The organism is Pseudomonas sp. GW823-FHT04A03, assembly GCF_058796615.1.
The window spans coordinates 103,848-128,250 of sequence record NZ_JBXAIV010000002.1 but is presented as its reverse complement, the minus strand read 5'-3'; the positions used below and the strand labels follow the sequence as shown (position 1 = coordinate 128,250).

General features: G+C 60.7%; 25 protein-coding genes. 14 read left to right on the top strand and 11 right to left on the bottom strand.

Annotated elements, in window-relative coordinates; translation table 11 throughout:
* Nucleotides 1–18 precede the first annotated feature (18 nt).
* Nucleotides 19–1,131, bottom strand: coding sequence for an enoyl-CoA hydratase/isomerase DspII (gene dspII / locus AC1Q9F_RS06470; protein WP_492619733.1), 1,113 nt, complete (start codon nucleotides 1,129–1,131; stop codon nucleotides 19–21).
* A gap of 132 nt (nucleotides 1,132–1,263) precedes the next feature.
* On the opposite strand from dspII, the gene ung reads away from it, so the two are divergent.
* Nucleotides 1,264–1,959 (top strand): uracil-DNA glycosylase, encoded by a 696-nt coding sequence (ung, locus tag AC1Q9F_RS06465; RefSeq protein ID WP_085605867.1) that lies wholly within the window; start codon nucleotides 1,264–1,266, stop codon nucleotides 1,957–1,959.
* Between the two features lie 152 nt (nucleotides 1,960–2,111).
* Here the strand turns inward: ung and AC1Q9F_RS06460 are convergent, their stop codons facing one another.
* The 4 genes from AC1Q9F_RS06460 to AC1Q9F_RS06445 are packed head-to-tail and all read right to left on the bottom strand — an operon-like array spanning nucleotide 2,112 to nucleotide 6,152.
* Nucleotides 2,112–3,149: an AbrB family transcriptional regulator gene (locus AC1Q9F_RS06460; protein WP_273896532.1), complete on the bottom strand. Its 1,038-nt coding sequence runs from the start codon at nucleotides 3,147–3,149 to the stop codon at nucleotides 2,112–2,114.
* The gene (locus tag AC1Q9F_RS06455) at nucleotides 3,142–4,656 is read right to left on the bottom strand and encodes a tripartite tricarboxylate transporter permease (protein ID WP_007957974.1); all 1,515 of its coding nucleotides are present in this window, start codon (nucleotides 4,654–4,656) and stop codon (nucleotides 3,142–3,144) included. Before AC1Q9F_RS06455 ends, AC1Q9F_RS06460 begins: the two co-directional genes overlap by 8 nt.
* A gap of 1 nt (nucleotide 4,657) precedes the next feature.
* Nucleotides 4,658–5,116: a tripartite tricarboxylate transporter TctB family protein gene (locus tag AC1Q9F_RS06450; RefSeq protein ID WP_007957976.1), complete on the bottom strand. Its 459-nt coding sequence runs from the start codon at nucleotides 5,114–5,116 to the stop codon at nucleotides 4,658–4,660.
* 58 nt (nucleotides 5,117–5,174) lie between these two features.
* Nucleotides 5,175–6,152: a Bug family tripartite tricarboxylate transporter substrate binding protein gene (locus tag AC1Q9F_RS06445; protein ID WP_492619734.1), complete on the bottom strand. Its 978-nt coding sequence runs from the start codon at nucleotides 6,150–6,152 to the stop codon at nucleotides 5,175–5,177.
* A gap of 450 nt (nucleotides 6,153–6,602) precedes the next feature.
* On the opposite strand from AC1Q9F_RS06445, the gene AC1Q9F_RS06440 reads away from it, so the two are divergent.
* Together AC1Q9F_RS06440 and AC1Q9F_RS06435 are read left to right on the top strand one after the other, a co-directional pair.
* Nucleotides 6,603–7,274, top strand: coding sequence for a response regulator (locus AC1Q9F_RS06440; protein ID WP_007957980.1), 672 nt, complete (start codon nucleotides 6,603–6,605; stop codon nucleotides 7,272–7,274).
* On the top strand, nucleotides 7,267–8,652 hold the full coding sequence (locus AC1Q9F_RS06435) for a sensor histidine kinase (protein WP_011332897.1): 1,386 nt from the start codon (nucleotides 7,267–7,269) through the stop codon (nucleotides 8,650–8,652). Before AC1Q9F_RS06440 ends, AC1Q9F_RS06435 begins: the two co-directional genes overlap by 8 nt.
* On the opposite strand, the gene AC1Q9F_RS06430 is transcribed toward AC1Q9F_RS06435, so the two are convergent.
* Both AC1Q9F_RS06430 and ygfZ read right to left on the bottom strand, forming a co-directional pair.
* Nucleotides 8,653–9,474 carry an HDOD domain-containing protein gene (locus AC1Q9F_RS06430; protein WP_007957984.1) on the bottom strand — a complete coding sequence of 274 codons (822 nt, stop codon included), beginning with the start codon at nucleotides 9,472–9,474 and terminating at the stop codon, nucleotides 8,653–8,655. It lies immediately after the preceding gene.
* A 35-nt stretch (nucleotides 9,475–9,509) separates the two neighbouring features.
* Nucleotides 9,510–10,451, bottom strand: coding sequence for a CAF17-like 4Fe-4S cluster assembly/insertion protein YgfZ (gene ygfZ, locus AC1Q9F_RS06425; protein ID WP_492619735.1), 942 nt, complete (start codon nucleotides 10,449–10,451; stop codon nucleotides 9,510–9,512).
* A 149-nt stretch (nucleotides 10,452–10,600) separates the two neighbouring features.
* On the opposite strand from ygfZ, the gene AC1Q9F_RS06420 reads away from it, so the two are divergent.
* The gene (locus AC1Q9F_RS06420; RefSeq protein ID WP_007957989.1) at nucleotides 10,601–10,855 is read left to right on the top strand and encodes an FAD assembly factor SdhE; all 255 of its coding nucleotides are present in this window, start codon (nucleotides 10,601–10,603) and stop codon (nucleotides 10,853–10,855) included.
* Nucleotides 10,839–11,291 (top strand): protein YgfX, encoded by a 453-nt coding sequence (locus tag AC1Q9F_RS06415; RefSeq protein WP_492619736.1) that lies wholly within the window; start codon nucleotides 10,839–10,841, stop codon nucleotides 11,289–11,291. The genes AC1Q9F_RS06420 and AC1Q9F_RS06415 overlap by 17 nt, the downstream gene beginning before the upstream one ends.
* On the opposite strand, the gene nadB is transcribed toward AC1Q9F_RS06415, so the two are convergent.
* A complete protein-coding gene (nadB, locus tag AC1Q9F_RS06410) occupies nucleotides 11,260–12,876 on the bottom strand; it encodes an L-aspartate oxidase (RefSeq protein WP_492619737.1) in 1,617 nt (538 codons plus the stop codon). The two genes, AC1Q9F_RS06415 and nadB, sit on opposite strands and share 32 nt — an antisense overlap.
* A gap of 558 nt (nucleotides 12,877–13,434) precedes the next feature.
* Here nadB and rpoE point away from each other — a divergent pair.
* From rpoE to AC1Q9F_RS06390, 4 genes are all read left to right on the top strand, one after another.
* A complete protein-coding gene (gene rpoE, locus AC1Q9F_RS06405) occupies nucleotides 13,435–14,016 on the top strand; it encodes an RNA polymerase sigma factor RpoE/AlgU (RefSeq protein WP_003172477.1) in 582 nt (193 codons plus the stop codon).
* 31 nt (nucleotides 14,017–14,047) lie between these two features.
* Complete coding sequence (locus tag AC1Q9F_RS06400; protein ID WP_011332903.1) at nucleotides 14,048–14,635, top strand: sigma-E factor negative regulatory protein; 588 nt, start codon at nucleotides 14,048–14,050, stop codon at nucleotides 14,633–14,635.
* 8 nt (nucleotides 14,636–14,643) lie between these two features.
* Nucleotides 14,644–15,606 (top strand): MucB/RseB C-terminal domain-containing protein, encoded by a 963-nt coding sequence (locus tag AC1Q9F_RS06395; RefSeq protein ID WP_492619738.1) that lies wholly within the window; start codon nucleotides 14,644–14,646, stop codon nucleotides 15,604–15,606.
* A 206-nt stretch (nucleotides 15,607–15,812) separates the two neighbouring features.
* Nucleotides 15,813–17,261 carry a DegQ family serine endoprotease gene (locus AC1Q9F_RS06390; protein WP_085747221.1) on the top strand — a complete coding sequence of 483 codons (1,449 nt, stop codon included), beginning with the start codon at nucleotides 15,813–15,815 and terminating at the stop codon, nucleotides 17,259–17,261.
* Nucleotides 17,262–17,339: 78 nt separating this feature from the next.
* On the opposite strand, the gene AC1Q9F_RS06385 is transcribed toward AC1Q9F_RS06390, so the two are convergent.
* Complete coding sequence (locus AC1Q9F_RS06385) at nucleotides 17,340–18,773, bottom strand: M48 family metalloprotease (protein WP_339485348.1); 1,434 nt, start codon at nucleotides 18,771–18,773, stop codon at nucleotides 17,340–17,342.
* Between the two features lie 97 nt (nucleotides 18,774–18,870).
* On the opposite strand from AC1Q9F_RS06385, the gene AC1Q9F_RS06380 reads away from it, so the two are divergent.
* Both AC1Q9F_RS06380 and AC1Q9F_RS06375 read left to right on the top strand, forming a co-directional pair.
* Complete coding sequence (locus AC1Q9F_RS06380) at nucleotides 18,871–19,110, top strand: sulfurtransferase TusA family protein (protein ID WP_007958011.1); 240 nt, start codon at nucleotides 18,871–18,873, stop codon at nucleotides 19,108–19,110.
* A 32-nt stretch (nucleotides 19,111–19,142) separates the two neighbouring features.
* Nucleotides 19,143–20,213, top strand: a complete 1,071-nt coding sequence (locus tag AC1Q9F_RS06375; RefSeq protein WP_007958012.1) for an AI-2E family transporter — start codon at nucleotides 19,143–19,145, stop codon at nucleotides 20,211–20,213.
* A gap of 34 nt (nucleotides 20,214–20,247) precedes the next feature.
* Here the strand turns inward: AC1Q9F_RS06375 and AC1Q9F_RS06370 are convergent, their stop codons facing one another.
* Both AC1Q9F_RS06370 and AC1Q9F_RS06365 read right to left on the bottom strand, forming a co-directional pair.
* Complete coding sequence (locus AC1Q9F_RS06370) at nucleotides 20,248–20,721, bottom strand: peroxiredoxin (RefSeq protein WP_492619739.1); 474 nt, start codon at nucleotides 20,719–20,721, stop codon at nucleotides 20,248–20,250.
* 10 nt (nucleotides 20,722–20,731) lie between these two features.
* Nucleotides 20,732–21,292, bottom strand: coding sequence for a glycine cleavage system transcriptional repressor (locus AC1Q9F_RS06365; RefSeq protein WP_007958014.1), 561 nt, complete (start codon nucleotides 21,290–21,292; stop codon nucleotides 20,732–20,734).
* Between the two features lie 313 nt (nucleotides 21,293–21,605).
* Here AC1Q9F_RS06365 and dapA point away from each other — a divergent pair, with 313 nt between their 5' ends.
* The 3 genes from dapA to AC1Q9F_RS06350 are packed head-to-tail and all read left to right on the top strand — an operon-like array spanning nucleotide 21,606 to nucleotide 24,380.
* Complete coding sequence (gene dapA / locus AC1Q9F_RS06360; protein WP_007958015.1) at nucleotides 21,606–22,484, top strand: 4-hydroxy-tetrahydrodipicolinate synthase; 879 nt, start codon at nucleotides 21,606–21,608, stop codon at nucleotides 22,482–22,484.
* A 17-nt stretch (nucleotides 22,485–22,501) separates the two neighbouring features.
* Nucleotides 22,502–23,617 carry an NlpB/DapX family lipoprotein gene (bamC, locus tag AC1Q9F_RS06355; RefSeq protein WP_492619740.1) on the top strand — a complete coding sequence of 372 codons (1,116 nt, stop codon included), beginning with the start codon at nucleotides 22,502–22,504 and terminating at the stop codon, nucleotides 23,615–23,617.
* A 4-nt stretch (nucleotides 23,618–23,621) separates the two neighbouring features.
* Nucleotides 23,622–24,380, top strand: a complete 759-nt coding sequence (locus AC1Q9F_RS06350; protein WP_007958017.1) for an MBL fold metallo-hydrolase — start codon at nucleotides 23,622–23,624, stop codon at nucleotides 24,378–24,380.
* The last annotated feature ends 23 nt before the right edge of the window (nucleotides 24,381–24,403 follow it).

Sequence of the window (24,403 nt, the reverse complement as noted above, 5' to 3'; positions counted from 1 at the left end):
CGCGGGCAATGATCAGTTTTAGTATTGCGACAGATCCGCCAACGGATGTCGCCCCTCCCAGACCTTGTGAAAGTGCGCCTCGACCACCGCGTCCGGCACCCGGGCGATGTCCGGCCAGTGCCAGTGCGGTTTGTGATCCTTGTCGATCAGCCGCGCCCGAACCCCTTCGCTGAACTCCGGATGCCGGCAGCAATTGAGGCTCAGGGTGTATTCCATCTGAAAGACTTCGGCCAGCGACAAGTGGCGGGCACGAATGATCTGTTCCCAGACCAGATGCGCGGTCAGTGGCGAGCCTTCACTCATGGTTTTCGCCGCACGGGCAATCAACAGATCGCTGCTGTCCCGCTGCAGGCTGATGGCTTTCCAGGCGCAGGTCACGTCGCTGACATCCAGCCATTCATCGATTTGCTGCCGACGCGGCAGCCATTGCGCCTCGGGCATCTGCGCCACGGCTTCCTGCTGCAACGCCTTGAGCAGGCTGTTGAGTTGCATGGCGGTCTGTTCCTGCCAGTTCAACTGCAACAAGCCGTCGATCAGTTCCTGCTGCTGTTCGTCGAGCAGGAAACGGTCGGCCAGGTCCAGATCGATCGCATCGCGACCGTTCATGTGCGCGCCGGTCAAACCAAGGAACAAACCGAGCTTGCCCGGCAATCGCGACAGAAACCAACTGGCGCCGACATCCGGGTATAGGCCGATACTGATCTCCGGCATTGCCAATCGACTGCTCGGCGTGACGATCCGGATGCTCGCGCCTTGCAACAGGCCCATGCCGCCGCCGAGCACATAACCATGGCCCCAGCAGATCAACGGTTTCGGGTAGGTGTGCAGGCTGTAATCCAGACGGTATTCAGCGTTGAAAAACTGTGCGGCCAGCGGCGGCACTTCGCCGGGATGGGCGCGACAGGCTTCCACCAGGCTGCGCACTTCGCCGCCGGCGCAGAAGGCCTTGGCGCCGTTGCCGCGCAGCAGCACGCAGACGATTTGCGGATCCTTGGCCCAGGCGTTCAGTTTGTCGCTCAGGGCGTGGATCATCGGCAGGGACAGCGCATTGAGCGACTTTTCGGCATCCAGCGTGGCTACGCCGATGCGCGCGCCGTCGGTGCCGGTGAGTTCTTCGAAGTGCAGATTCATCGTGACCTCGATCGGGAATTTGAACGATCAGTATGATCGCTGTGTGGGAAAGTGCCGGATCTGCGTCAGATCAATTGACAAGCGTGGTCGGCTTTCCTAGGGTTCGCCCCATTGTTTTTGCCGGGTATGACCATGACTGCTGACGACCGTATCAAACTCGAACCGAGCTGGAAGGAGGCACTGCGTGCCGAATTCGACCAGCCCTACATGGCAGAGTTGCGCACTTTTCTGCAGCAGGAGCGGGCGGCCGGCAAGGAAATCTATCCGCCGGGCCCGATGATCTTCAACGCGCTGAACTCGACGCCGCTGGACAAGGTAAAAGTGGTCATCCTCGGCCAGGACCCGTACCACGGCCCGGGCCAGGCTCATGGCTTGTGCTTCTCGGTGCAACCGGGCGTGCCGGCGCCGCCGTCGCTGGTCAACATCTATAAAGAGTTGAAACGCGACCTGAACATCGACATCCCCAACCACGGCTATCTGCAGAGCTGGGCCGATCAGGGTGTGTTGATGCTCAACACCACCATGACCGTCGAACGCGCCAACGCCAATGCGCACAAGGACAAGGGCTGGCAGTTTTTCACGGACCGGATCATCGAGGTGGTCAGCCAACAGCAACCGCATCTGGTGTTCATGCTTTGGGGTGCTCATGCGCAGAGCAAGCAGAAGCTGATCGACGCCACCAAGCATCTTGTGCTGACGTCGGTGCACCCGTCGCCACTGTCGGCCTATCGCGGCTTCCTCGGTTGCGGGCATTTCAGTCGCACCAACAAGTTCCTGGAGCAGAACGGCGAAGCGCCGATCGAGTGGCGCCTGCCGTCGGTAGTCTGATACTCAGGGCTGGCGGCCAATCTCGTTCCCACGTCGACCGTCCCCGTGGGAATGCCTCAATGGACGCTCTGCGTCCGCTTTGGGACGCGGAGCGTCCCGGGCTGCATTCCCACGCAGAGCGTGGGAACGATCAGCAACTATCAATAACCGGATCAGGCTTCGGGATTACGGTTCCAGTATTTGAACAACGGTTCCGCCAGAAACAGCACGAACAACAACCGCATCACCTGCATCGCCGTCACCAGCGGCACCGACAGTTGCAGGGTTTCCGCGGTCAGGCTCATCTCGGCGATCCCGCCGGGCATCATGCCCAGGGTCAGCGATCGCAGATCCAGATGGGTCATTGCACTCAGTCCCAACGCTGCCAGTGTCGCGATCAACATGGTCAGCGCCGTGCCGATCAATGTACGTCCCATGAACGATGGCGCGCGGCGGAAGAACTGGCGGTTGAAGTGACAGCCGAGACCGCTGCCGATCAGCCACTGGCCAATCTGACTGCCACCGTTGGGCAAACCGATGTGCAGATCCCAGCCGATGCTCACTGCCGCGCTGACCAGCAGCGGGCCGAACAGCCAAGGGTTGGGTTGACGCAGACGTTGCCAGAGCCAGGCGAGCAGGCCGCCCGCCGGAAAAAGAATCGCCAGCCAGCGCCAATCGACGCTGCCGGCGTGTGAAATCGGGGTGCCGTCACCCAGCAGATATTTGAACGCCGCCGGAACACACAACACCACCACCAACACCCGCAGACTTTGCCCGGCCGCGACATGGCTGAGCATCGCGCCGTTGCGGGCGCCGAGGTTGACCATTTCGCCGGAGCCGCCGGGCATGCTGGAGAAAAACGCCGTGGCGCGATCCTCACCGGTGCGGCGCATCAGCCACACGCCGACCACCGCCGAGAGGCTGGTGACCAGCGCGCCGAAGAAGATCAGGCCAAAGTGGCTGAGCACCTGCTCCATCACCAGTGGGGTGAAGTGCAGGCCGATACCGATCCCGACGATCCACTGGCCGCACTTGCGGCCGCCAGGGATTTCAGCCAATTGCCATGGGGTCAGGCAGCGCACCAGGATGATCGCCAGCAACGAGCCGACCATCCACGGCAACGGCCAGCCGATCTGGCTGGCGATGTAACCGCCAAGCAGACCGACCAGCGGGGTTCCCCACCATTGTTTCAACGAGGAGCGATCAAACATCGGCAATCGCGTTCCGGGCAGCGGAGCGACGGCGCCAGATGCGCAGCAGCGGGAACGCCAGCATCAGCGCGGTCAGCACCCAGACACCGAAGGTGATCGGGCTCGACCAGAGGATGTCCAGCGCACCGTTGGAAATCGACAGCGCCCGGCGCAGGTTCTGCTCCATCAGGCCGCCGAGGATGAAGCCCAGCAGGACTGGCGACAGCGGGAAATCCAGTTTGCGCAGGATGTAGCCGAAGATGCCGATGCCAACCATCAGGAACAGGTCGAACGTGGTCGCGTGCACGGCGTAGACGCCGATCCCGGTAATGATCGCGATCACCGGCACCAGTGCCCAGTTCGGCACGGCGAGGATGCGGGTGAAGATGCGGATCATCGGGATGTTCAGGATCACCAGCATGATGTTGGCGATGAACAGCGAGGCGATCAGGCCCCAGACGATGTCCGGCTGTTGCTGGAACAGCAGCGGGCCCGGAGTGATGTTGTACAGCGACAGAGCGCCGATCATCACCGCCGTGGTGCCCGAACCCGGAACGCCGAGGGTCAGCATCGGCACCAGCGCGCCGCAAGCGGAGGCACCGATGGCGGTTTCCGGCGCAGCGAGGCCGCGGGCGTCGCCCTGACCAAACTTGCCGCTGGCACCGGCGATGCGTTTTTCGGTCATGTAGGCCACGGCGCTGGCGAGGGTCGCACCGGCACCCGGCAACACACCCATGATGAAACCGAGCAGGCCGCAACGGATGTTCACCACGAACACCGACGCTGCTTCCTTGAAGTTGAACATCATCCGTCCGGTGGCTTTCACGGCTTCTTGGCCGCGATGGGTTTTCTCCAGCAGCAGAAGGATTTCGCTGATCGAGAACAGGCCCAGCACCAGCACCACGAACTGAATGCCGTCAGTCAGGTGAATGTTGTCGCCGGTGAAACGGTAAACACCGCTGTTGGCGTCGATGCCGACGCTGGACAGGAACAGGCCGATCAACGCCGCGATGAAGGTTTTCAACGGTCGGTCACCGGCCATGCCGCCCAGGCAGACAATCGCGAACACCATCAACACGAAGTATTCCGCCGGCCCGAAGGCAATCGCCCATTTCGCCAGCAGCGGCGCGAACAGCACCATACCGCAGGTGGCGATGAAGGCGCCGATGAACGAGCTCCATGCCGACAACGACAGCGCCACACCGGCCAGGCCTTTGCGGGCCATCGGGTAACCGTCGAGGGTGGTCATCACGGTGGACGCTTCGCCCGGAATGTTCAGCAGGATCGAGCTGATCCGGCCGCCGTATTCGCAACCCAGATAAACCGCCGCCAGCAGGATCAGTGCCGATTCCGGCGGCAGCCCGAGGGCGAATGCAATCGGGATCAGCAACGCCACGCCATTGATCGGGCCCAGGCCCGGCAACAATCCGACCACGGTGCCGATCAGCGTGCCCGTCAGGGCCGTGACCAGGTTGTACGGACTTAGCGCGACGCCGAAGCCCTGACCCAAATAACCGAGAGTATCCATATCAGTTCTCCAGAACGTCGAGCAGGCCGAGGGGCAGCGGTACGTCCATCACGCGGTCGAACAGCACGTACAAACCGATCGCCATCAGCGTCGTCACAATGACGCTGGGCACCCAGCGCCCGCCATACAGGCGCGCCATCGGGATGCCGATCAGAATGCTGCTGAGGATGAAGCCCAGCGGTTCGAACAAGCCGGCGAACACCAGCAGCAAGGCGACGCAGATCGAGATCTTGGTCAGGGTTTCGCGATCCAGCGGCGGTTCGTCCTCACTGTGTTTGATGGGCGCCGGGCGAAACACCATGTACAGCAGCGCCAGGCCCATCAGGCCCAGCATCAGCAGGGGGAATGCCCGAGGGCCGACCGGTTCGTAGGAAAAAGCCGCCTGATACGGCCAGGCCATCAGCGCCAGGCTGGCGCAGACCAGCAACAGCACCGAGGCAAAAATGCGTTGAATAAGCATGGGGAACTCCTGGGCCACGACCCTGCGAGGCAGGGCCGTGAGCGCTAGACAGAGACGATCACTGAATCAGGCCGAACTCTTTGGCCAGCACCTTGTAGTCCGCCACTTGTTTCTTGACGTAGGTGTCCAGCTCGGGACCGGTCATGGCGAACGGGAAGAGCTCACGCTGATCGCGCAGCTTGGCGAAATCTTCCGAGGCCAGCAGTTTGTCGAAGGAGTCTTTCCACCAGGCGTAGTCTTCGTCGCTGACTTTTGGCCCGAGGTAGAAACCGCGCACCACCGGCCAAACGATGTCGTAGCCCTGTTCGCGAGCGGTCGGGATGTCCTTCATTTCCGGTTCGTCCAGGCGTTTCTCGGCAAACACGGCCAGCAGGCGCATGTCACCGCTGAGAATGTGCGGCATGGAGTCGGAGATGTCGGTACTGCCGACCTGGATGTGGCCGCCAAGCAGAGCGGTGGCGATTTCGCCGCCACCTTCGAGGGCGACGTAACGCAGGTCGCGCGGGTTGATCCCGGCGGCTTTGGCGATCAGTGCAGTCTGCATCCAGTCCTGGCTGCCAACGGTGCCGCCGGAACCGATCACCACAGCGCTCGGATCTTTCTTTAGGGCTTTGACCAGATCGTCGAGGTTCTTGTAGGGCGAATCGCTTTTCACCGCGATGGCGCCATAACTGGTGCCGACCGCCGCCAGCCAGCGCACATTGGTTTCATCGAACCGGCCGAACTTGCCTTGCGCCAGGTTCAGCAGCGAACCGCTGGACCACGCCACCAGCGTGCCGGCATCGGCCGGACGCTGCGCCACAACGGCGTTGTACGCCACCGCGCCGACGCCGCCGGGCATGTAGGTCACGCGCATCGGTTTGGTCAGCAGTTTTTCGTTGACCAGCGCGCTTTGCGCCAGTTTGCAGGTCAGGTCGAAACCGCCGCCGGGGGAGGCGGGGGCGATGCATTCCGGACGTTTCGGTTCGGCCATCAGTTGGCCGGCGAACAGCACGCAACCGGCGGCGAGGGCGAAACGGCGCAGGGATCGGTTCATGAGTGTCTCCACGGGAGTTGTTGTTTTTGGGGATGTTTCAGGTGCGGCGGTTTCGCGCGCGCAGGCTAACAGGCTCAGACCCGGACGGGTTGAACGCCGCGCAGCCGACGATGGCGCTGACAAGCGAAAACGGGGAAATTCGAGAGGAAGAATGGAACGGGTCAACCTGAAGCTGTGTGGACAGCATGGTGCAGTACCTCGTTATTGTTCTTATTGGCGAAAACGCATCGAGGCGTTTTTCGAGAGCTACGTTTTGAAGCTACGGTGTAAGGACAAGCAAAACGGCGAAGGTCGGCAGTCGGGACCCTCGGTGAAGCGACTCTAACGGCCCAACCTTTCGCTAACCTTTCAGTATTCTTTCGCGTGTTTTCGGGCTTCACAGTGGCGGTTGCGGCTGTAAACTCCGCCGCAAAGAATGGCGTCGGCCATCCCTGAATGAGGTAGAGATCCATGCGTGTCCTGCTCGTCGAAGACCATTTGCCGCTGGCCGAAAGCGTCGCCCAGGCGCTCAAGAGCACCGGTCTGACCGTGGACGTCTTGCACGATGGCGTGGCCGCTGACCTGGCTCTGGGCAGCGAGGAATACGCGGTGGCGATCCTCGATGTCGGCCTGCCGCGCATGGACGGTTTTGAAGTGCTGGCGCGCCTGCGGGCCCGGGGCAAGAACCTGCCGGTGCTGATGCTGACCGCTCGCAGCGACGTCAAGGATCGGGTCCATGGGCTCAATCTTGGGGCCGACGATTACCTCGCCAAACCGTTCGAACTCACCGAGCTCGAAGCGCGGGTCAAGGCCCTGTTGCGCCGCAGCGTGCTTGGCGGCGAACGCCAGCAGCGTTGCGGTGTGCTGGCCTACGATCTCGACACCCGACGCTTCACTCTTGGCGATGAATTGCTGACGCTGACGTCCCGCGAGCAAGCGGTGCTTGAAGCCTTGATTGCCCGTCCGGGTCGAGTGATGAGCAAGGAACAACTGGCTGCGCAGGTATTCGGTCTCGACGAAGAGGCCAGCCCCGACGCCATCGAAATCTACGTGCATCGCCTGCGCAAGAAACTCGACGGCCATTCAGTGGCCATCGTGACCTTCCGAGGCCTGGGCTATCTGCTGGAAAGCCGTGATGCATAAGCCCAGCAGCCTGCGCTGGCGGTTGCTGTGGAACCTCGCGCTGCTGCTGGTGGTGTTGATGCTCGCCAGCGGGTTGAGCGCGTACTGGAACGGTCGCGAAGCTGCCGACACCGCCTACGACCGCACACTGCTGGCCTCGGCGCGGACCATTGCTGCCGGTCTGTCGCAACGCGATGGCAGCCTCAGTGCCGACGTGCCTTACGTGGCGCTCGATACCTTTGCCTACGACAGTGCGGGTCGCATCTATTACCAGGTTAACGACATCAACCAGAAGTTGATTTCCGGCTATGAAAATCTGCCCGGCCCACCACCGGGCACCCCGAGAACCGACAGCTATCCCGCCCTCGCGCGCTTTTACGACGCGAAATATCAGGGGCAGAACGTGCGTGTGGTCAGCCTGCTCAAAGCGGTCAGCGAGCCGAACATGAACGGCATGGCGGAAATTCGCGTCGCCGAAACCGACGAGGCGCGCGTCAGCATGGCCCGCAGCCTGGCGGCCGATACCTTGCTGCGGCTCGGGATGCTGGCGATTGGCGCGTTGTTGCTGGTGTGGTTTGCGGTGAGTGCGGCGCTGCGGCCGATCGAACGTTTGCGCACGGCAGTGGAAGAGCGTCAACCCGATGACCTGCGCCCCTTGCCGTTGGTCGAGGTGCAACACGAGTTGTGGCCGCTGGTGCGGGCGCTCAATCACTTTACCGAACGCCTGCGCGGGCAGTTCGAGCGGCAGGCGCAATTCATCGCCGATGCGGCCCACGAATTGCGCACGCCACTGGCGGCGCTCAAGGCGCGTCTTGAATTGGGCTTGCGCTCAAACGAGCCGCAGACCTGGCGCGATACGTTGGAGTCTTCAGCGCAAAGCACGGATCGCCTGACCCATCTGGCCAATCAGTTGCTGTCGCTGGCTCGAGTGGAAAACGGTGCCCGGGCGATTGCCGAAGGCGGTGCGCAGTTGCTCGATCTGAGTCAGTTGGCGCGTGAACTGGGCATGGCCATGGCTCCACTGGCTCACGCGCGGGGTGTCGCGTTGGCGCTGGAAGCGGACGAGCCGGTGTGGCTGCGTGGCGAGCCGACGTTGCTCAACGAGTTGCTGAGCAATCTGGTGGACAACGCGCTGGCGCACACGCCGCCGGGCGGCAATGTGATTCTGCGCGTCACGGCGCCGGCGGTGCTGGAGGTTGAAGACGATGGGCCGGGCATTCCGCTGGAAGAGCGGGATCGGGTGTTCGAGCGTTTTTACCGGCGCAACCAGCAGGTGGCCGGTTCCGGGCTGGGATTGGCGATTGTCGGGGAAATCTGCCGCGCGCATCTGGCGCAGATCAGTCTGCACGATGGCGAGCAGGCGGGTTTGAAGGTGCGGGTGAGTTTTGTCGCCGGTTGATCAGTAGAACATCGACCGCGATTCTTCCAGATCGGCGCACAGCGCCTTGTTGTCCGGGTCGATGCCAAGCTTGCGGAACGCCGGCACGCTGAAGGGATCGATGCGGGCCATCGGGTGATCGGTGTCCTTGTGGCAATACAGGCTGGCCACTTGCACGATGTCGACGTAATCGATCTGCTGCGATTCGCGCTTGAGATCCTGATACAGCCCCGGCAACTCCACCAGACGCTCGGGGAATTCCCAGACCCGCAGCAGCTTGTCGCCGAGCAGCGGGTGAATGTGATCGATCACATGGTTGAGGCTGACCGGGTCGGACAGCAATTCGTAGTGGTCTTCGGCATAGGTCAGGATCGGCAGCACGCCGATCTGATGAACCAGTCCACCGAGCGCGGCCTGATCGGGCTTGAGCTGGGTATAACGGCGGCACAGGGCGTAGCTGACTCCGGCGATCTCCAGACTCTTGCGCCAGACTTCGCGCATCTTCTGTTCGACCACGTCGGAGCGGGCGTGGAAGATCTGTTCCATCACCAGACCTATCGCCAGGTTGCTGCTGTAATTGACGCCGAGCCGGGTGATGGCGGTGTGCAGGTCGGTGACTTCCTGAGTGGCGCGCAGCAGCGGGCTGTTGACCACTTTGATCAGGCGCGCCGACAGCGCCGTGTCGCGGCCGATCACTTTGCTCAGGTCGCTGACGCTGATATCCGGATCTTCAGCGGCCTTGCGAATCTGCAGGGCCACTTCCGGTAACGTTGGCAGAACCAGGTCATCGTTATCGATGGCCTCAACCAAATCCTGTTGGACCTTATCCGCCAGCTCACTCATGTCGTTTCTCTAGGGTGTTGCAACAAATGCTGCGATCAACGCTGGATTTCGCGGTCGCGATCCAGTTCGTAAGGCAGGTCGAGCAAGTGCAGCGCCGGACCTTCGGCCGTGCCCAGATGCAAATCGCCTGCGTCGGCAGCTTCGGCCTGCAACACCGCCAGCAGTTCAATATTCTTTTCGGCACGGGCGGCCAGCACTACTTCGCCGATGGAACTGCCGTGGCTCGGGGCGAACAGCGGGGTGCCCGGCTCCGGCAATTCGCTGGCGTCCAGTTGCACGCGGTACAGGCGACGCTTGAGTTTGCCCAGATACTGCATGCGCGCGACGATTTCCTGGCCGGTGTAGCAGCCTTTCTTGAAACTCACGCCGCCGACAGCCTGCAGATTGAGCATCTGCGGAATGAACAGCTCGCGGGTGCTCGGCATGACCTGGCCGATACCGGCGCGGATCTGGCCCAGCAGCCACTGATTGAGTTCGCCTTCGCTCAATTGCGCGGACAGCTTGCCTTTGACGGAGTCGGCCTGATCGGCGGGCACCCAGAGTTCGGCACGATTCGGGGATACGCGAATCGCGATCAGCCCTTCGTGGCGGGCCACGCTGTCGGTGTCTGCCGGCAGTTCCAGACCCAGGCTGCTCAGGGCTGCATCGCCATGATCCAGACCGAAGCGCACCCAGGAGGCGCTTTCGTCGGTCAGTTTCGATTTGGAGAACACTGCGTACTTTTTCAGGTCCGCCAGTTGCGGCTCCAGCAGCTCGCCGGCCATCGCCAGCAGCACGCCGTCGCCTTCCAGCACGATGCGGAAACTCGACTGCATCCGGCCTTTCTGCGTGCAACGGGCACCAAGGCTGGCCTGGGTATCACTCAGGTAATTGATGTTGCAGGTCAGCTGGCCTTGCAGGAATTTGCCGGCATCCGCGCCGCGAACCGCGAGAACGCCTTCATGAGAGAGGGTGCAGAAAAAAGCAGAATCGGCCATGGGTCATCGCAGGGTAAATAGACTGGGGCACATCATAAGGGGGTGGTGTTGAAATGGGTAGTTGATAAAGGATCGGTGGTGCCCGACCAAAGCCGACTGTTCGGCCCGCTTCGGGCCTGTATACTTGCGGCCTATTTGAGGAGGGCTCCATGGTCGAACAAGTTGAACTGAATCGCCTCTTTTGGCACAGCCGTCGCGGCATGCTGGAACTCGACGTGTTGCTGGTGCCGTTCGTGAAAGAGGTCTACGCCAATCTGAACGAGGTGGATCGCGCGCTGTATGTCCGCCTGCTCGAGTGCGAGGATCAGGACATGTTCGGCTGGTTCATGGAGCGCAGCGAATCGGAAGATCCCGAGCTGCAACGCATGGTTCGCATGATCCTGGATCGTGTCCAGCCCAAGTAAAACGTTCGAATGCCGCTGGCATGCCTCACGGCAGTTGCTGGCGGCGTATCTGCTGGCCCAGGCATTCGCGCTGGGTTCTCTGTTTCTGTTATCGATTCCATTCTGGGTTTTTCTGCTTGGGGCTTTCGCGTGTCTTGTCCATGCTGCCTGGGTGTCGCCGCGGCAGATCCTGCTGAGTCATCCCAAGGCATTTTGCGGATTGCGCCGGGACGCCGATGGCTGGCAATTGTGGAACCGGGCCGATGGCTGGCAAACGGTGCAATTGCGCCCGGACAGCCTGGCGCTGCCACTGATCGTGGTGCTGCGCTTTAGATTGCGTGGTGAACGGCGGGTCAGGTCGATCTGTGTAACCCGGGATTCGCAGGCGGCGGATCTGCACCGACGCCTGCGGGTACGCCTCAAGTTCAGCCGACGTAGGTGGGCGGCACCAGAATAGTGTCGAGTGCTTCGGGCAGCAGGTCCGGGTAGTCGAGGGTGTAATGCAGGCCTCGGCTTTCCTTGCGCTCCATGGCCGAGCGGATCATCAGTTCCGCCACTTGTGCCAGGTTGCGCAACTCGATCAGGTCACGGCTGACTTTATAGTTGCTGTAGAACTCGTCGATTTCATCCAGCAGCAGACGCACGCGATGTTGTGCCCGTTGCAGGCGCTTGTTGGTGCGCACGATGCCGACGTAGTCCCACATGAATCGCCGCAATTCGTCCCAGTTGTGGGCGATGATCACGTCTTCATCGGAGTCGGTCACCTGGCTGGCGTCCCAGGCGGGCAGCGCTCGCGGGATGGCGACGTCTGGCAGTTGCTCGAGAATGTCCGCCGCTGCCGATCGGGCGTAGACGAAGCATTCAAGCAGCGAGTTGCTGGCCATGCGGTTGGCGCCGTGCAGGCCGGTGAAGCTGGTTTCGCCAATGGCGTACAGGCCGGGCACGTCGGTTCGGCCCCGTTGATCGACCATCACGCCGCCGCAGGTGTAATGCGCGGCCGGTACGACCGGGATCGGTTGTTTGGTGATGTCGATGCCGAATCCGAGGCAGCGCTCGTAGACGGTCGGGAAGTGCGATTTGATGAAGGCTTCGGGCTTGTGGCTGATGTCGAGGTAGACGCAGTCGACGCCCAGACGCTTCATTTCATGGTCGATGGCGCGGGCGACGATGTCCCGTGGTGCCAGTTCTGCACGTGAGTCGAAGCGCTGCATGAAGCGTTCGCCGTTCGGCAGCTTCAAATGGGCGCCTTCGCCGCGCAGGGCTTCGGTTACCAGGAAACTCTTGGCTTGCGGGTGATAGAGGCAGGTGGGGTGGAACTGGTTGAACTCCAGGTTCGCCACCCGGCAGCCCGAACGCCACGCCATGGCGATGCCATCACCGCAGGCACCGTCGGGGTTGCTTGTATATAGATAGACTTTGGCAGCGCCGCCGGACGCCAGGATCACGAAGCGTGCGCCGAAGGTATCGACTTCCCCGGTTTTGCGGTTGAGTACGTAGGCGCCCAGGCAGCGTTCGCCTTCCAGCCCCAGCCGACGCTCGGTGATCAAATCGACTGCTACTCGCTGCTCGAGCAATTCGATGTTCGGGCGTTCTTTGGCCTGGGCCAGCAGAGTCGTGAAAATCGCAGCGCCAGTGGCATCGGCTGCGTGGATGATGCGTCGATGGCTGTGGCCGCCTTCGCGGGTCAGGTGGAATTCGAAACCGCCGTCTTCGGTACCGGACTGTTCGTCACGAGTGAAGGGCACGCCCTGGTCGATCAGCCACTGGATCGCTTCCTTGCTGTGCTCCACGGTGAAACGCACCGCGTCTTCATGGCACAGGCCGCCGCCGGCATTCAGGGTGTCATCGACATGGGATTCGACCGTGTCGGTATCGTCCAGCACGGCCGCGACGCCACCTTGTGCCCAATAGGTCGAGCCGTTGGCGAGGTCGCCTTTGCTCAGAACTGCGATGCGCAAGTGACCGGGCAGGGTCAGCGCGAGACTCAAACCGGCAGCGCCGCTGCCAATCACCAGAACATCGTGTTGAAACTGTTGGCTCATTTCAGGATTCCGCTCAAAGCGACCCGGGTCGGGGTTGGCGCAGGACAGGCGGATGGGCGAGTCGAGACAGCCACACAGCCCACTAGTATATAGAGGGGTGGGGCGGCACAATAGCCGGGCCGATATGGCATTGTGAAACTACCGTGACGGAAAAATACCGACGCTTTGTCGGATGTTTTTTTCAGCGGTTTTGGGAAAAAGCGACTGTATCGAAGATGAAACACGCTTTTTCCGCTCACGGTTGCACAATGTCGGCGCGGCACGTCTATAAATATTTGGAACTTTTGCCAGAGGCCCAAGATCAATAGACAGTTGCCCGAAACAAGGGACAGTGTCGGCTTCAATGCGGAACCTGCGGTTGGGTTCTTGCCGGCGAGCCGATGACAAGATTATTCGCGCAGCCGGTTCATCCCGCGCTGCGTTTTTCGTGCGTGCCAAATCAGAGCCCGCAGGAAACTTGCTTGGAGGGGGAGAACTTTTGCGAAAAGCCCGAGTCTATGTTTGCAAGTCCGGTCGTTTGGTCATGCAAGCCTCCTCCGAGTTTATCGAGGAGTGTTCATGCTAACCCAGGAAGAGGATCAGCAGCTGGTCGAACGCGTTCAGCGTGGCGACAAGCGAGCTTTCGATCTGCTGGTGCTGAAGTATCAGCACAAAATTCTCGGGTTGATCGTGCGTTTTGTGCACGACACCCATGAAGCCCAGGACGTCGCACAAGAAGCCTTTATCAAGGCGTATCGAGCGCTTGGAAATTTCCGCGGCGACAGTGCGTTTTATACGTGGCTGTACCGCATCGCCATTAACACGGCGAAGAACTATCTGGTTTCACGCGGCCGTCGGCCGCCGGATAGCGATGTAAGTTCCGAGGATGCAGAGTTCTATGACGGCGATCACGGCCTGAAAGATCTCGAGTCTCCTGAACGTGCATTGCTGCGGGATGAGATCGAAGGCACCGTCCATCGAACCATTCAGCAACTGCCAGAGGATTTGCGCACGGCGTTAACTTTGCGCGAATTCGATGGTCTGAGTTACGAGGACATCGCGAGCGTCATGCAATGTCCGGTTGGTACCGTGCGCTCCCGGATTTTCCGCGCCCGGGAGGCCATCGATAAAGCCCTGCAGCCGTTGTTGCAGGAAAACTAAAGACAGCGGCGACAGCCAAGAGAGGAACGCCATGAGTCGTGAAGCCCTGCAGGAATCGCTGTCCGCAGTGATGGATAACGAAGCGGACGAACTGGAATTGCGTCGAGTGCTCAATGCACTGGACGATGTTGAAACCCGTGAAACCTGGGCTCGTTACCAGATCGCTCGGGCAGCCATGCACAAGGATCTGTTGCTTCCACGCCTGGATCTCGCTGCGGCAGTTTCTGCTGCGCTGGAAGACGAAGCGACCCCTGCCAAAGTGTCCCGCGGCCCATGGCGCAGCCTCGGTCGTCTGGCCGTAGCTGCTTCGGTGACCGTTGCCGTTCTGGCGGGTGTTCGTCTGTACAACCAGGACGAAATCGCCGGCGTCGAACTCGCTCAGCAATCCAACCAGCCAGTGTTGGCCACTCCTCAGGTCAAAGGCCCGGCGGTATTGGCAGGCTATAATGAGAGTTCGGAAGCTACTGGCCCAATGGCCAATGGCGTACTGCAAGGTCAGCCAGGCTGGCACGATCAGCGTCTGCCAGGTTACCTGCGTCAACACGCTCAACAGGCTGCCTTGAAAGGCACCGAGAGTGCGCTGCCATATGCACGTGCAGCAAGCCTGGAAAACCGTTAAGGGGGATCATGCGCGCCATACCTCTACTTTCGCTTCTGCTCAGCGGCTGGTTCATTGTTCCAGCCCATGCCGACGAGGCTCAGGACTGGTTGACCCGCCTGGGCCAGGCCGAGCAGCAGCAAAGCTTTCACGGCACATTCGTTTACGAGCGTAACGGTAGCTTTTCTACCCACAACATCTGGCATCGCGTCCAGAATGGCCAGGTCCGTGAGCGTTTGCTTCAGCTCGACGGTTCGGCTCAGGAAGTCGTGCGCATTGATGGGCATACTCAATGCGTCAGCAGCACCCTGATTGCGGGGCTGGGGGATTCTCCCAATTCCGCCGCTCGCCCTCTCGATCCTCAAAAGCTGAAGAACTGGTATGAGCTTGCCGTCATTGGCAAGTCGCGCGTGGCCGGGCGTGAAGCGGTGATCGTATCGCTGACGCCGCGTGATCAGCACCGCTACGGTTTCGAACTGCATCTGGACAAGGAAACGGGCCTGCCGCTCAAGTCGCTTTTGTTAAACGACAAGGGACAGTTGCTGGAGCGTTTCCAGTTCACGCGACTGGATACCTCTGAAGTTCCATCCGATAAAGACCTGCAAGCCAATTCCGATTGCAAGACAGTCACTCTCGACAGCGACAAGGCTTCTGCGGTCAAGACCGCACAGGTCTGGCGTTCCGACTGGTTGCCTCCTGGCTTCGAACTGACCAGCAGTTCCTCGCACAAGGATCCGGAAACCAAGACCCAGGTCAACAGCCTGATGTATGACGATGGTCTTGCCCGCTTCTCTGTATTTCTGGAGCCGTTGAACGGCGCAACCGTCACCGATACCCGGACTCAACTGGGCCCGACCGTTGCTGTTTCCCGCCGCCTGACAACGCCTCAAGGCGAAATGATGGTGACGGTGGTTGGCGAGATTCCAATCGGGACCGCCGAACGGATTGCCCTGTCGATGCGCAATGATGGCGCTGCAACCAGCAAGCAGTGAGCTGATTCCAGCTCTCTCCACTTCGTCGTCGAGACGTGAAATGTTTGCTGAGCATTTTCATTTGCAAAACACCCGAAAATTTTTTATAGGTCAGAGCCTCTCGGCTCTGGCCTTGTTTGTTGTTCCCGGAACAAAAATGCCGGCCTGTGGTTTCCGGTGTTCCTTGCTCCATATCGCTTAACCCTGCTCGTCGTAACGGGAGCTGTATGTCGATACCAAGCTTGAAGTCTTATCTCTCCATTTTCGCCACTGTGCTGGTGCTCGGTCAGGCTGTTCCTGCAGTCCAGGCGGCTGAAGCAGCCAGTCCGGCCAACCTGCCGGACTTCACCCAACTGGTCGAACAGGCCTCGCCTGCGGTGGTGAACATCAGTACCACGCAAAAGTTGCCGGATCGCAAAGTGAACCAGCAGATGCCTGATCTGGAAGGCTTGCCGCCGATGCTGCGCGAGTTCTTCGAACGTGGCATGCCGCCGCAACAGCGCTCTCCGCGCGGTGATCGCCAGCGTGAGGCGCAGTCGTTGGGTTCGGGCTTCATCATTTCGCCGGATGGCTACATCCTGACCAACAACCACGTGATCGCCGATGCCGATGAAATCCTCGTCCGTCTGGCTGATCGCAGTGAAATGAAAGCCAAGCTGATCGGCACCGACCCACGTTCCGACGTGGCGCTGCTGAAAATCGAAGGCAAGGATCTGCCAGTGCTGAAGCTTGGCAAATCCCAGGACCTGAAAGCCGGTCAGTGGGTCGTTGCAATCGGTTCGCCATTCGGCTTTGACCACACCGTGACCCAAGGGATCGTCAGTGCCGTCGGCCGCAGCCTGCCGAACGAAAACTACGTGCCATTCATCCAGACCGACGTGCCGATCAATCCGGGTAATTCCGGTGGTCCGCTGTTCAACCTGAATGGCGAAGTGGTCGGGATCAACTCGCAGATCTACACCCGGTCCGGTGGCTTCATGGGCGTGTCGTTCGCCATTCCGATCGACGTGGCGATGGACGTTTCCAATCAGCTGAAAAGCGGCGGGAAAGTCAGCCGTGGCTGGTTGGGCGTCGTCATCCAGGAAGTGAACAAGGATCTGGCCGAGTCGTTCGGTCTGGACAAGCCGGCCGGTGCGCTGGTTGCACAGATTCAGGATGACGGCCCGGCTGCCAAGGGCGGCCTGCAAGTGGGTGACGTGATCCTGAGCATGAACGGCCAACCGATCGTCATGTCCGCTGACCTGCCACATCTGGTGGGTGCGTTGAAGGCCGGTGCCAAGGCCAATCTGGAAGTGATTCGTGACGGCAAGCGCAAGAATGTCGAGCTGACTGTTGGCGCGATTCCTGATGAAGACAAGGAACTGGATGCCCTGCCGAAATCCGGTGCGGAGACCAACAGTAATCGTCTGGGTGTTTCGGTCGCCGAGCTGAGCGCCGAACAAAAGAAAACCTACGACCTGAAGGGCGGTGTGGTGATCAAGGAAGTGCAGGACGGTCCTGCGGCCCTGATCGGTTTGCAACCGGGCGACATCATCACCCACCTGAACAATCAGGCCATTGGTTCTTCGAAGGAGTTTGCCGAGATCGCCAAGGCGCTGCCGAAGAACCGTTCGGTGTCGATGCGCGTTCTGCGTCAGGGCCGTGCCAGCTTCATCACCTTCAAACTGGCTGAATAATCCAGTTATCGAAGAAGTAAAAGAAACCGCCTCGAAAGAGGCGGTTTTTTTGTGTCCGGAATTTGTCTCGGCGCGGGCTTAACCCATCATGTCCTTGACCATACGCTCCTGCTCCATCAGCTCGCGCTGGCGGGCATCGATGCGCGAGGACAGCGGGAAGTTGCTGCCGGCCTTGCGCTTGGCGAAGTCCAGTTGCTGGATCGCCTGACGGTAATCGCCAACCAGCGCGAAGTACTCGGCACGCGCCTGATGCAGGCCAATGATGTTGCCGGACAGTCCGCGGGTTTCTGCAACCTGATACCAGACGTCCGGATCGTCGGGACGCGATTTCAACAAGCCTTCCAGTGCCTTCTCTGCATCGGCGGTGCGGTTCTGTTTCAGCAGCAGATCGACACGCACCTGATTCAGCGGGTAATTGCCAGGATACTGACTGAGCATCCGGTCAACCCGGGACTGGGCATCGGCCAGCTTGTTGTTGGTGATGTCCAGATCGATCTGCGCCAGATTGTAGATGATCTCGTTCGGCGATTTGGCCAGCAGTTGCGTGAGGTTTTCCCGTGCTTCGTTCAACTGGCCACCCTTGATCTGGGCGATCGCCAGTCCGTAGCGAGCCACGTCGTTTTTCGGGTTCTCATCCAGTTGTGCGCGGAAGCGCTTGGCACCAAGGCCTGGCGTTTCTTCGTAGGTCAACTGCACCCGCGCGCGGATCAGTTGATAGCGCTTGCTGTCTTCAATGCCACCGGGTTTAGCCTGTTCGGCGCGGTTGCGGGTGTCGGCGATACGCGATTCGGTGACCGGGTGAGTCAGCAGGAATTCCGGCGGCTTGGCGTCGAAACGATACTGGCGCATCAAACGCTCGAACATGGTCGGCATCGAGCGCGGATCGTATCCGGCCTTTTCCAGATTGAGGATGCCGATGCGGTCGGCTTCCTGTTCGTTCTGACGCGAGAAACGCCGTTGCTCCTGGATCGCCGCCGCCTGGGTGCCGGCAATCGCCGCGATGCCAGCATCGCCCGCACCGGCAGCAGCGATCACGATGCCGGCCAGCAGCGCCGCCATCATCGGCACCTGCATCCGCTGTGAGGCCTCGACGCCACGGGCGAAGTGGCGCTGGGACAAGTGAGCCAGTTCGTGAGCCAGTACCGAGGCATATTCGCCCTCGGTCTGGGCGTTGAGAAACAGACCGCCGTTGACCCCGACAATCCCACCCGGTGCCGCAAAGGCATTGAGCTGCGGACTGTTGATCAGGATGAATTCCAGGCGTCGGTCATTGACCTGGCTGGTTTCCACCAGCTTATAGACGCTGGACTCGACGTAGTCCTTGAGCTGTGGATCGTTGAGCTGCGAAACCTGGCTGCGCAGCAATGCCAGCCAGGCGCGACCCAATTGATATTCCTGTTGTGGCGAGACGATGGCAGAGCTGGCGTCACCGAGTGACGGCAGGTCGTCGGCGAAGCCCGGTGAGGCGAGCAGGCAAGCGAGCGTCAGCAGGGTAGGGCGCAGAAATGTCATGCACAAAGCCTTAGTCGACAAAGACCTTACTGTAGCCGGACACCGGGCTTGCGACCAGATATTCTAGGCAGCCTGACCACCTGATCCGGAGTGACGCATGACCGACGCTGTAGCCCATGACTGTGAACTGGACGCCAGTGGCCTGAATTGTCCGTTGCCGTTGCTCAAGGCCAAAATGGAGCTGAACAAGCTGCCCAGTGGCGCGGTACTCAAGGTGATTGCCACGGATGCCGGCTCGCAACGCGACTTTCGCACCTTTGCCAAGTTGGCCGGTCATACGCTGCTGCGTGAAGAAGACGAGGCGGGTGTCTACCGTTACTGGCTGAAAAAAGCCTGAAACCGACCGCGTAAATGACCTAAGGAAAATTGATGTTCAAAGTGTTGCGCGACTGGATTCAGCGCTACTTCTCCGATGAGGAAGCGGTGGTGCTGGCGGTTTTGCTGTTTCTCGCCTTCACCGCTGTACTGACGCTGGGCGGAATGCTCGCGCCGGTGCTGGCCGGGATGGTGCTGGCGTACCTGATGCAGGGGCTGGTGGTCACGCTCGAACGTCTGCGCGTGCCCGGAGGGGCGGCGGTCGGTCTGGTGTTTGCGCTGTTCATGGGCGTGCTGATGGTGTTCATCGTCGTGGTGCTGCCGCTGCTCTGGCATCAGTTGATCACGCTGTTCAACGAGCTGCCGGGCATGCTCGCCAAGTGGCAATCGCTGCTGTTGCTGCTGCCGGAGCGCTATCCGCATCTGGTCTCCGACGAGCAGGTGCTGCAAGCGATCGAAGCGGCGCGGGGCGAGATCGGCAAGTTCGGCCAGTGGGCGCTGACATTCTCGTTGTCGAGCCTGCCGCTGCTGGTGAACATCATGATCTATCTGGTGCTGGTGCCGATCCTGGTGTTCTTCTTCCTCAAGGATCGGGCAATGATCGGCGAGTGGGTGCGCGGCTATTTGCCGCGTGAGCGGGCGCTGATCACCCGGGTCGCCGAGGAAATGAACCGGCAGATCGCCAACTACATTCGCGGCAAGGTCATCGAAATCGTGATCTGTGGCGGCGTGACCTATATCGCTTTCGTCGCACTGGGTCTCAACTACGCGGCGCTGCTGGCTCTGTTGGTCGGCGTGTCGGTGGTGGTGCCGTATGTCGGGGCTGTGGTGGTGACCGTGCCGGTGCTGCTGATTGCGCTGTTCCAGTGGGGCTGGAGCGATCAGTTCATCTATCTGATGGCGGTCTACGGGATCATTCAGACCCTTGATGGCAACGTGCTGGTGCCGTTGCTGTTTTCCGAAGCGGTCAATCTGCACCCGGTGGCAATCATCTGCGCGGTGCTGTTGTTCGGCGGGTTGTGGGGATTCTGGGGCGTGTTTTTCGCGATTCCACTGGCGACGCTGTTCAAGGCTGTGCTTGATGCGTGGCCGCGAAAGGAGCCGGTGGTGGCGCCGTTGCTTTGAGAATGAATCGGCGCCCGCAAGGGCGCCGACAACATCAGGCCTTGTTCAGCGCCTGAGCAGCAGCCAGCACAGCATCGACGTGTCCTGGCACTTTCACACCACGCCATTCCTGACGCAGTACACCGTTCTTGTCGATCAGGAAGGTGCTGCGATCAACGCCCAGGTATTCCTTGCCGTAAAGTTTTTTCAGCTTGATCACGTCGAACAGCTGGCAGACGGCTTCATCCTTGTCGCTGATCAGCTCGAACGGAAACTCCTGCTTGCACTTGAAGTTCTCGTGGGACTTCAGGCTGTCGCGGGAAATCCCGAAGATTTCCGTGTTGGCATCCTTGAACGCTGCGTATTGATCGCGAAAGCCCTGGCCTTCGGTCGTGCAGCCCGGGGTGCTGTCCTTCGGATAGAAGTAGATCACCACTTGTTTGCCCTTGAGGGCGGACAGGCTGACAGTCTGCCCACTGGTGGCAGGTGCTTCGAAATCCGGAACCGGTTGGTCGATGACAACGGCCATGAAAGCTTCCTTACATTGGGTTCTGTGGGCGCCACGGTTCGATCAGTGCATCCAGGTTCATGGCGTCGGCGAAATCCAGGAACTGGTCGCGCAGCCAGCTGATCTGGGTGCCGGCGGGCAGGGTCACGGTGAACGTGGCGTTGAGCATGGTGCCGCCGGTCTGCGGTGCCTGATAGGTATCGCAGGTCAGGTTTTCCAGCTCGACGTTGTGATCCATGAAGAACTGGCACAGCTCGTTGATGATGTCCGGACGGTACGCCGAAGACACGTAAGCCACGTACGGCAGGGCCTGAGGACGATTTTCCAGAGCGGCGCTGCGCACCACGTTGACGGTGAACGCATGACGCTTGGCCAGCACGGGCAGGCTGCCTTCAAGGCGAGCCAGGGCGTCCCAGCTGCCGGAGACTTCGAGCACCAGCGCGCTGCACTCGCCGTGACGGGTCAGGCGCGAAGTGACGACCGCACAGCGGTTTTCATGGCTGGCGCGGCACAGGACGTTGGTCAGCTCCATGGGATTGGCGCCGAGGGCACTGATGACAAGGAATTGTTCGCGAACTGTGGGGGTGGACATGCAGCATTCCTAAAGCGATGAGCGGTCGGTAGGGAGAGGGCGTTGATTGCCGGGGCAATGACTGTCCGGAAGGCCCGATTCGTGTGGCGCTACGGCTCCATTAACAAGGAAGCGTACGGCAACGACACTGGAACGGGGCCCGGGAGGCCGAAACGGGAGACTGGAACCCGGCGTACAAGCTGATCAGTACCGATCAAAGTCTGAAGGGTAGCGAAAAGCGGCGCCAAGGGGAATGGCGGCACAGTACTTCGCTTGTGCAAGCATCTTGGCGCCAGTACCATTACCGCTCTCTTTTTCCGGCAGGAGCGGTTTCATGATTGCGGGCAGTATGGTGGCACTGGTCACACCCATGGATGCACAAGGGCGTCTTGACTGGGACAGCCTCAGCAAACTCGTGGACTTCCATCTCAAGAACGGCACCCATGCCATTGTCGCGGTCGGCACCACCGGCGAGTCGGCAACCCTTGATGTAGAAGAACACATCGCCGTCATCAAAGCCGTGGTCAAACAGGTTGCCGGTCGCATTCCGGTGATCGCCGGTACCGGCGCCAACTCGACCCGCGAAGCTGTCGAGCTGACCCGCAATGCCAAGGAAGCCGGCGCCGACGCGTGCCTGCTGGTAGTCCCGTACTACAACAAGCCGACCCAGGAAGGCCTGTACCAGCACTTCAAACACATCGCCGAAGCGGTCGACATCCCACAGATTCTCTACAACGTTCCCGGCCGCACCTCCTGCGACATGCAGGCCGAGACCGTGATCCGCCTGTCCACCGTGCCGAACATCATCGGCATCAAGGAAGCGACCGGCGACCTGAAACGCGCCAAGGCGATCATCGACGGCGTGAGCAAGGACTTCATCGTGCTGTCCGGCGATGATCCGACTGCAGTCGAGCTGATCCTGCTGGGCGGCAAGGGCAACATCTCCGTCACCGCCAACGTCGCCCCGCGCGAAATGGCCGACCTGTGCGAGGCCGCGCTCAAGGGCGACGCCGAGACCGCACGGGCCATCAACGAAAAACTGATGCCGCTGCACAAGGATCTGTTCATCGAAGCCAACCCGATTCCGGTGAAGTGGGCTTTGGTCGAAATGGGCCTGATGCACCAAGGCATCCGCCTGCCGCTGACCTGGCTGAGCGCTCCTTGTCATGAAACGCTGCGCTCGGCCCTGCGCCAGTGCAACGTCCTGGTTTAATTGAGGAAGTACAACGCATGAAGCGAATGGCCGGACTTTCCGCACTTGCCTTGATTATCTCCAGCACCAGTGGCTGCGGATGGATCTGGGGCCCGGAAGGTTATTTCCGTGACCGTGGTAGCGATTACCTGGAAGCGCAACAGACTGCACCGATGCAACTGCCACCGGATGTGAGCACCTCCAAGCGCCTGGATCCGCTGCTGCCGATCCCGCGCAACGTGGCCGACGACACCGCCAAGGGTGAATACATCGTTCCGCGTCCTCAACCGCTGTCGGCCGTTGCCGATGCCAGCGACTACTCGCTGCAGAAGAGCGGTGATTCGCGTTGGGTCATGGCCCAGCACCCACCGGCCGAAGTCTGGCCAGTGGCGGTGCAGTACTTCCAGGACAACGGTTTCCGTCTGGATGAACAGCGCCCGCAAACCGGCGAATTCACCACCACCTGGCAGCATTCCGACGAACTGTCCGCCGCCATGGCCAAGCGCCTGAGCGCCGCCGGCGTCAGCACCGACAGCGAAACCCGCGTGCGGGTGCGCATCGAGCCGGGCGTGCAGCGCAACACCAGTGAAGTCTATGTGGTCAGCGCCGAGCGTCCTGCCGGCAGCACCGCCGACGTGGCCTTCACCAACCGTTCGGTCAACACCGGTCTCGACGCTGCGCTGGTCGACGACATGCTCGCGAGCATGAGCCGTACCTCCGAGAAGGGTGGTTCGGTGTCGATGCTGGCTTCGCGTGATTTCGATACCCCGAGCCGTGTCAGTCTGAGCGAAGACGGCAGCGGCAACCCGGTACTCAACGTCGGTACGGACCTGGATCGTGCCTGGTCGAGCGTCGGTCGTGCGCTGGAGCAGGGCGAATGGCGCGTTGAAGACATCAACCGCAGCCTGGGTCTCTACTACATCAACTTGTCCGAAAAGGCCGAGAAGAAAGACGAGAGGCCTGGTTTCTTCAGCAGCCTGTTCGGCAGCGCGCCGACCAAGGAAGAAGTTGAAGCCCGTGCCGAGCGTTATCAGGTTCGCCTGAGCAAGGTCGGCGAGAACGTTCAGGTGACCGTCGAGAAAAACATCAACACCGTTGCGCCTGCCGATGTGGCCCGCAAAGTGTTGAGCGTGATTCAGGACAACCTGGGCTGATCCAATGCGTTTTGCCGTTCTCGGCAGCGGTAGCCAAGGGAACGGCACGCTGATCGCCAGTGCTGATACGTATGTGCTGGTGGATTGTGGTTTTTCCCTGCGGGAAACCGAAAAACGCCTGTTGCGCCTGGGTGTGAACCCGGCGCAACTGAGCGCGATACTCGTAACCCACGAACATGCCGACCACGTGCATGGCGTGGGTTTGCTGTCTCGGCGCTACAATCTGCCTGTCTACCTCAGTCGCGGCACACTGCGCGGGATGCGCAAACCGATTGAACCTGCCGGTTTCGTGACCGGTGGCGAGCAGTTGCAGATCGGTGCTCTGAACATCGGGGTCATTGCCGTGGCCCATGATGCTCAGGAACCGACCCAGTACGTATTCAGTGACGGTGAGCGGCGCTTCGGCCTGCTGACTGACCTGGGCTCTTACTGCGAGCGGGTGCTGGACGGCTATCGGGACCTCGATGCGTTGATGATCGAGTCCAACCACTGTCGCGACATGCTGGCCCGTGGTCATTACCCGTACTTTCTCAAGCAGCGGGTGGGCGGCGAGCTGGGACATTTGAACAACCATCAGGCGGCATTCCTGGTGGCCGAGTTGGGCTGGCAAGGCCTGCAACACCTGGTCCTGGCCCATCTGAGCAGCAAGAACAACCTGCCGCAGCTGGCCCGGCAATGTTTTGTCGACACTCTCGGGTGCGACCCGGACTGGCTGCAACTGGCCGATCAAGATTCAGGGCTCGACTGGCGCCACATCGCCTAGCCCATCTACTTAGCAAGCGGAGC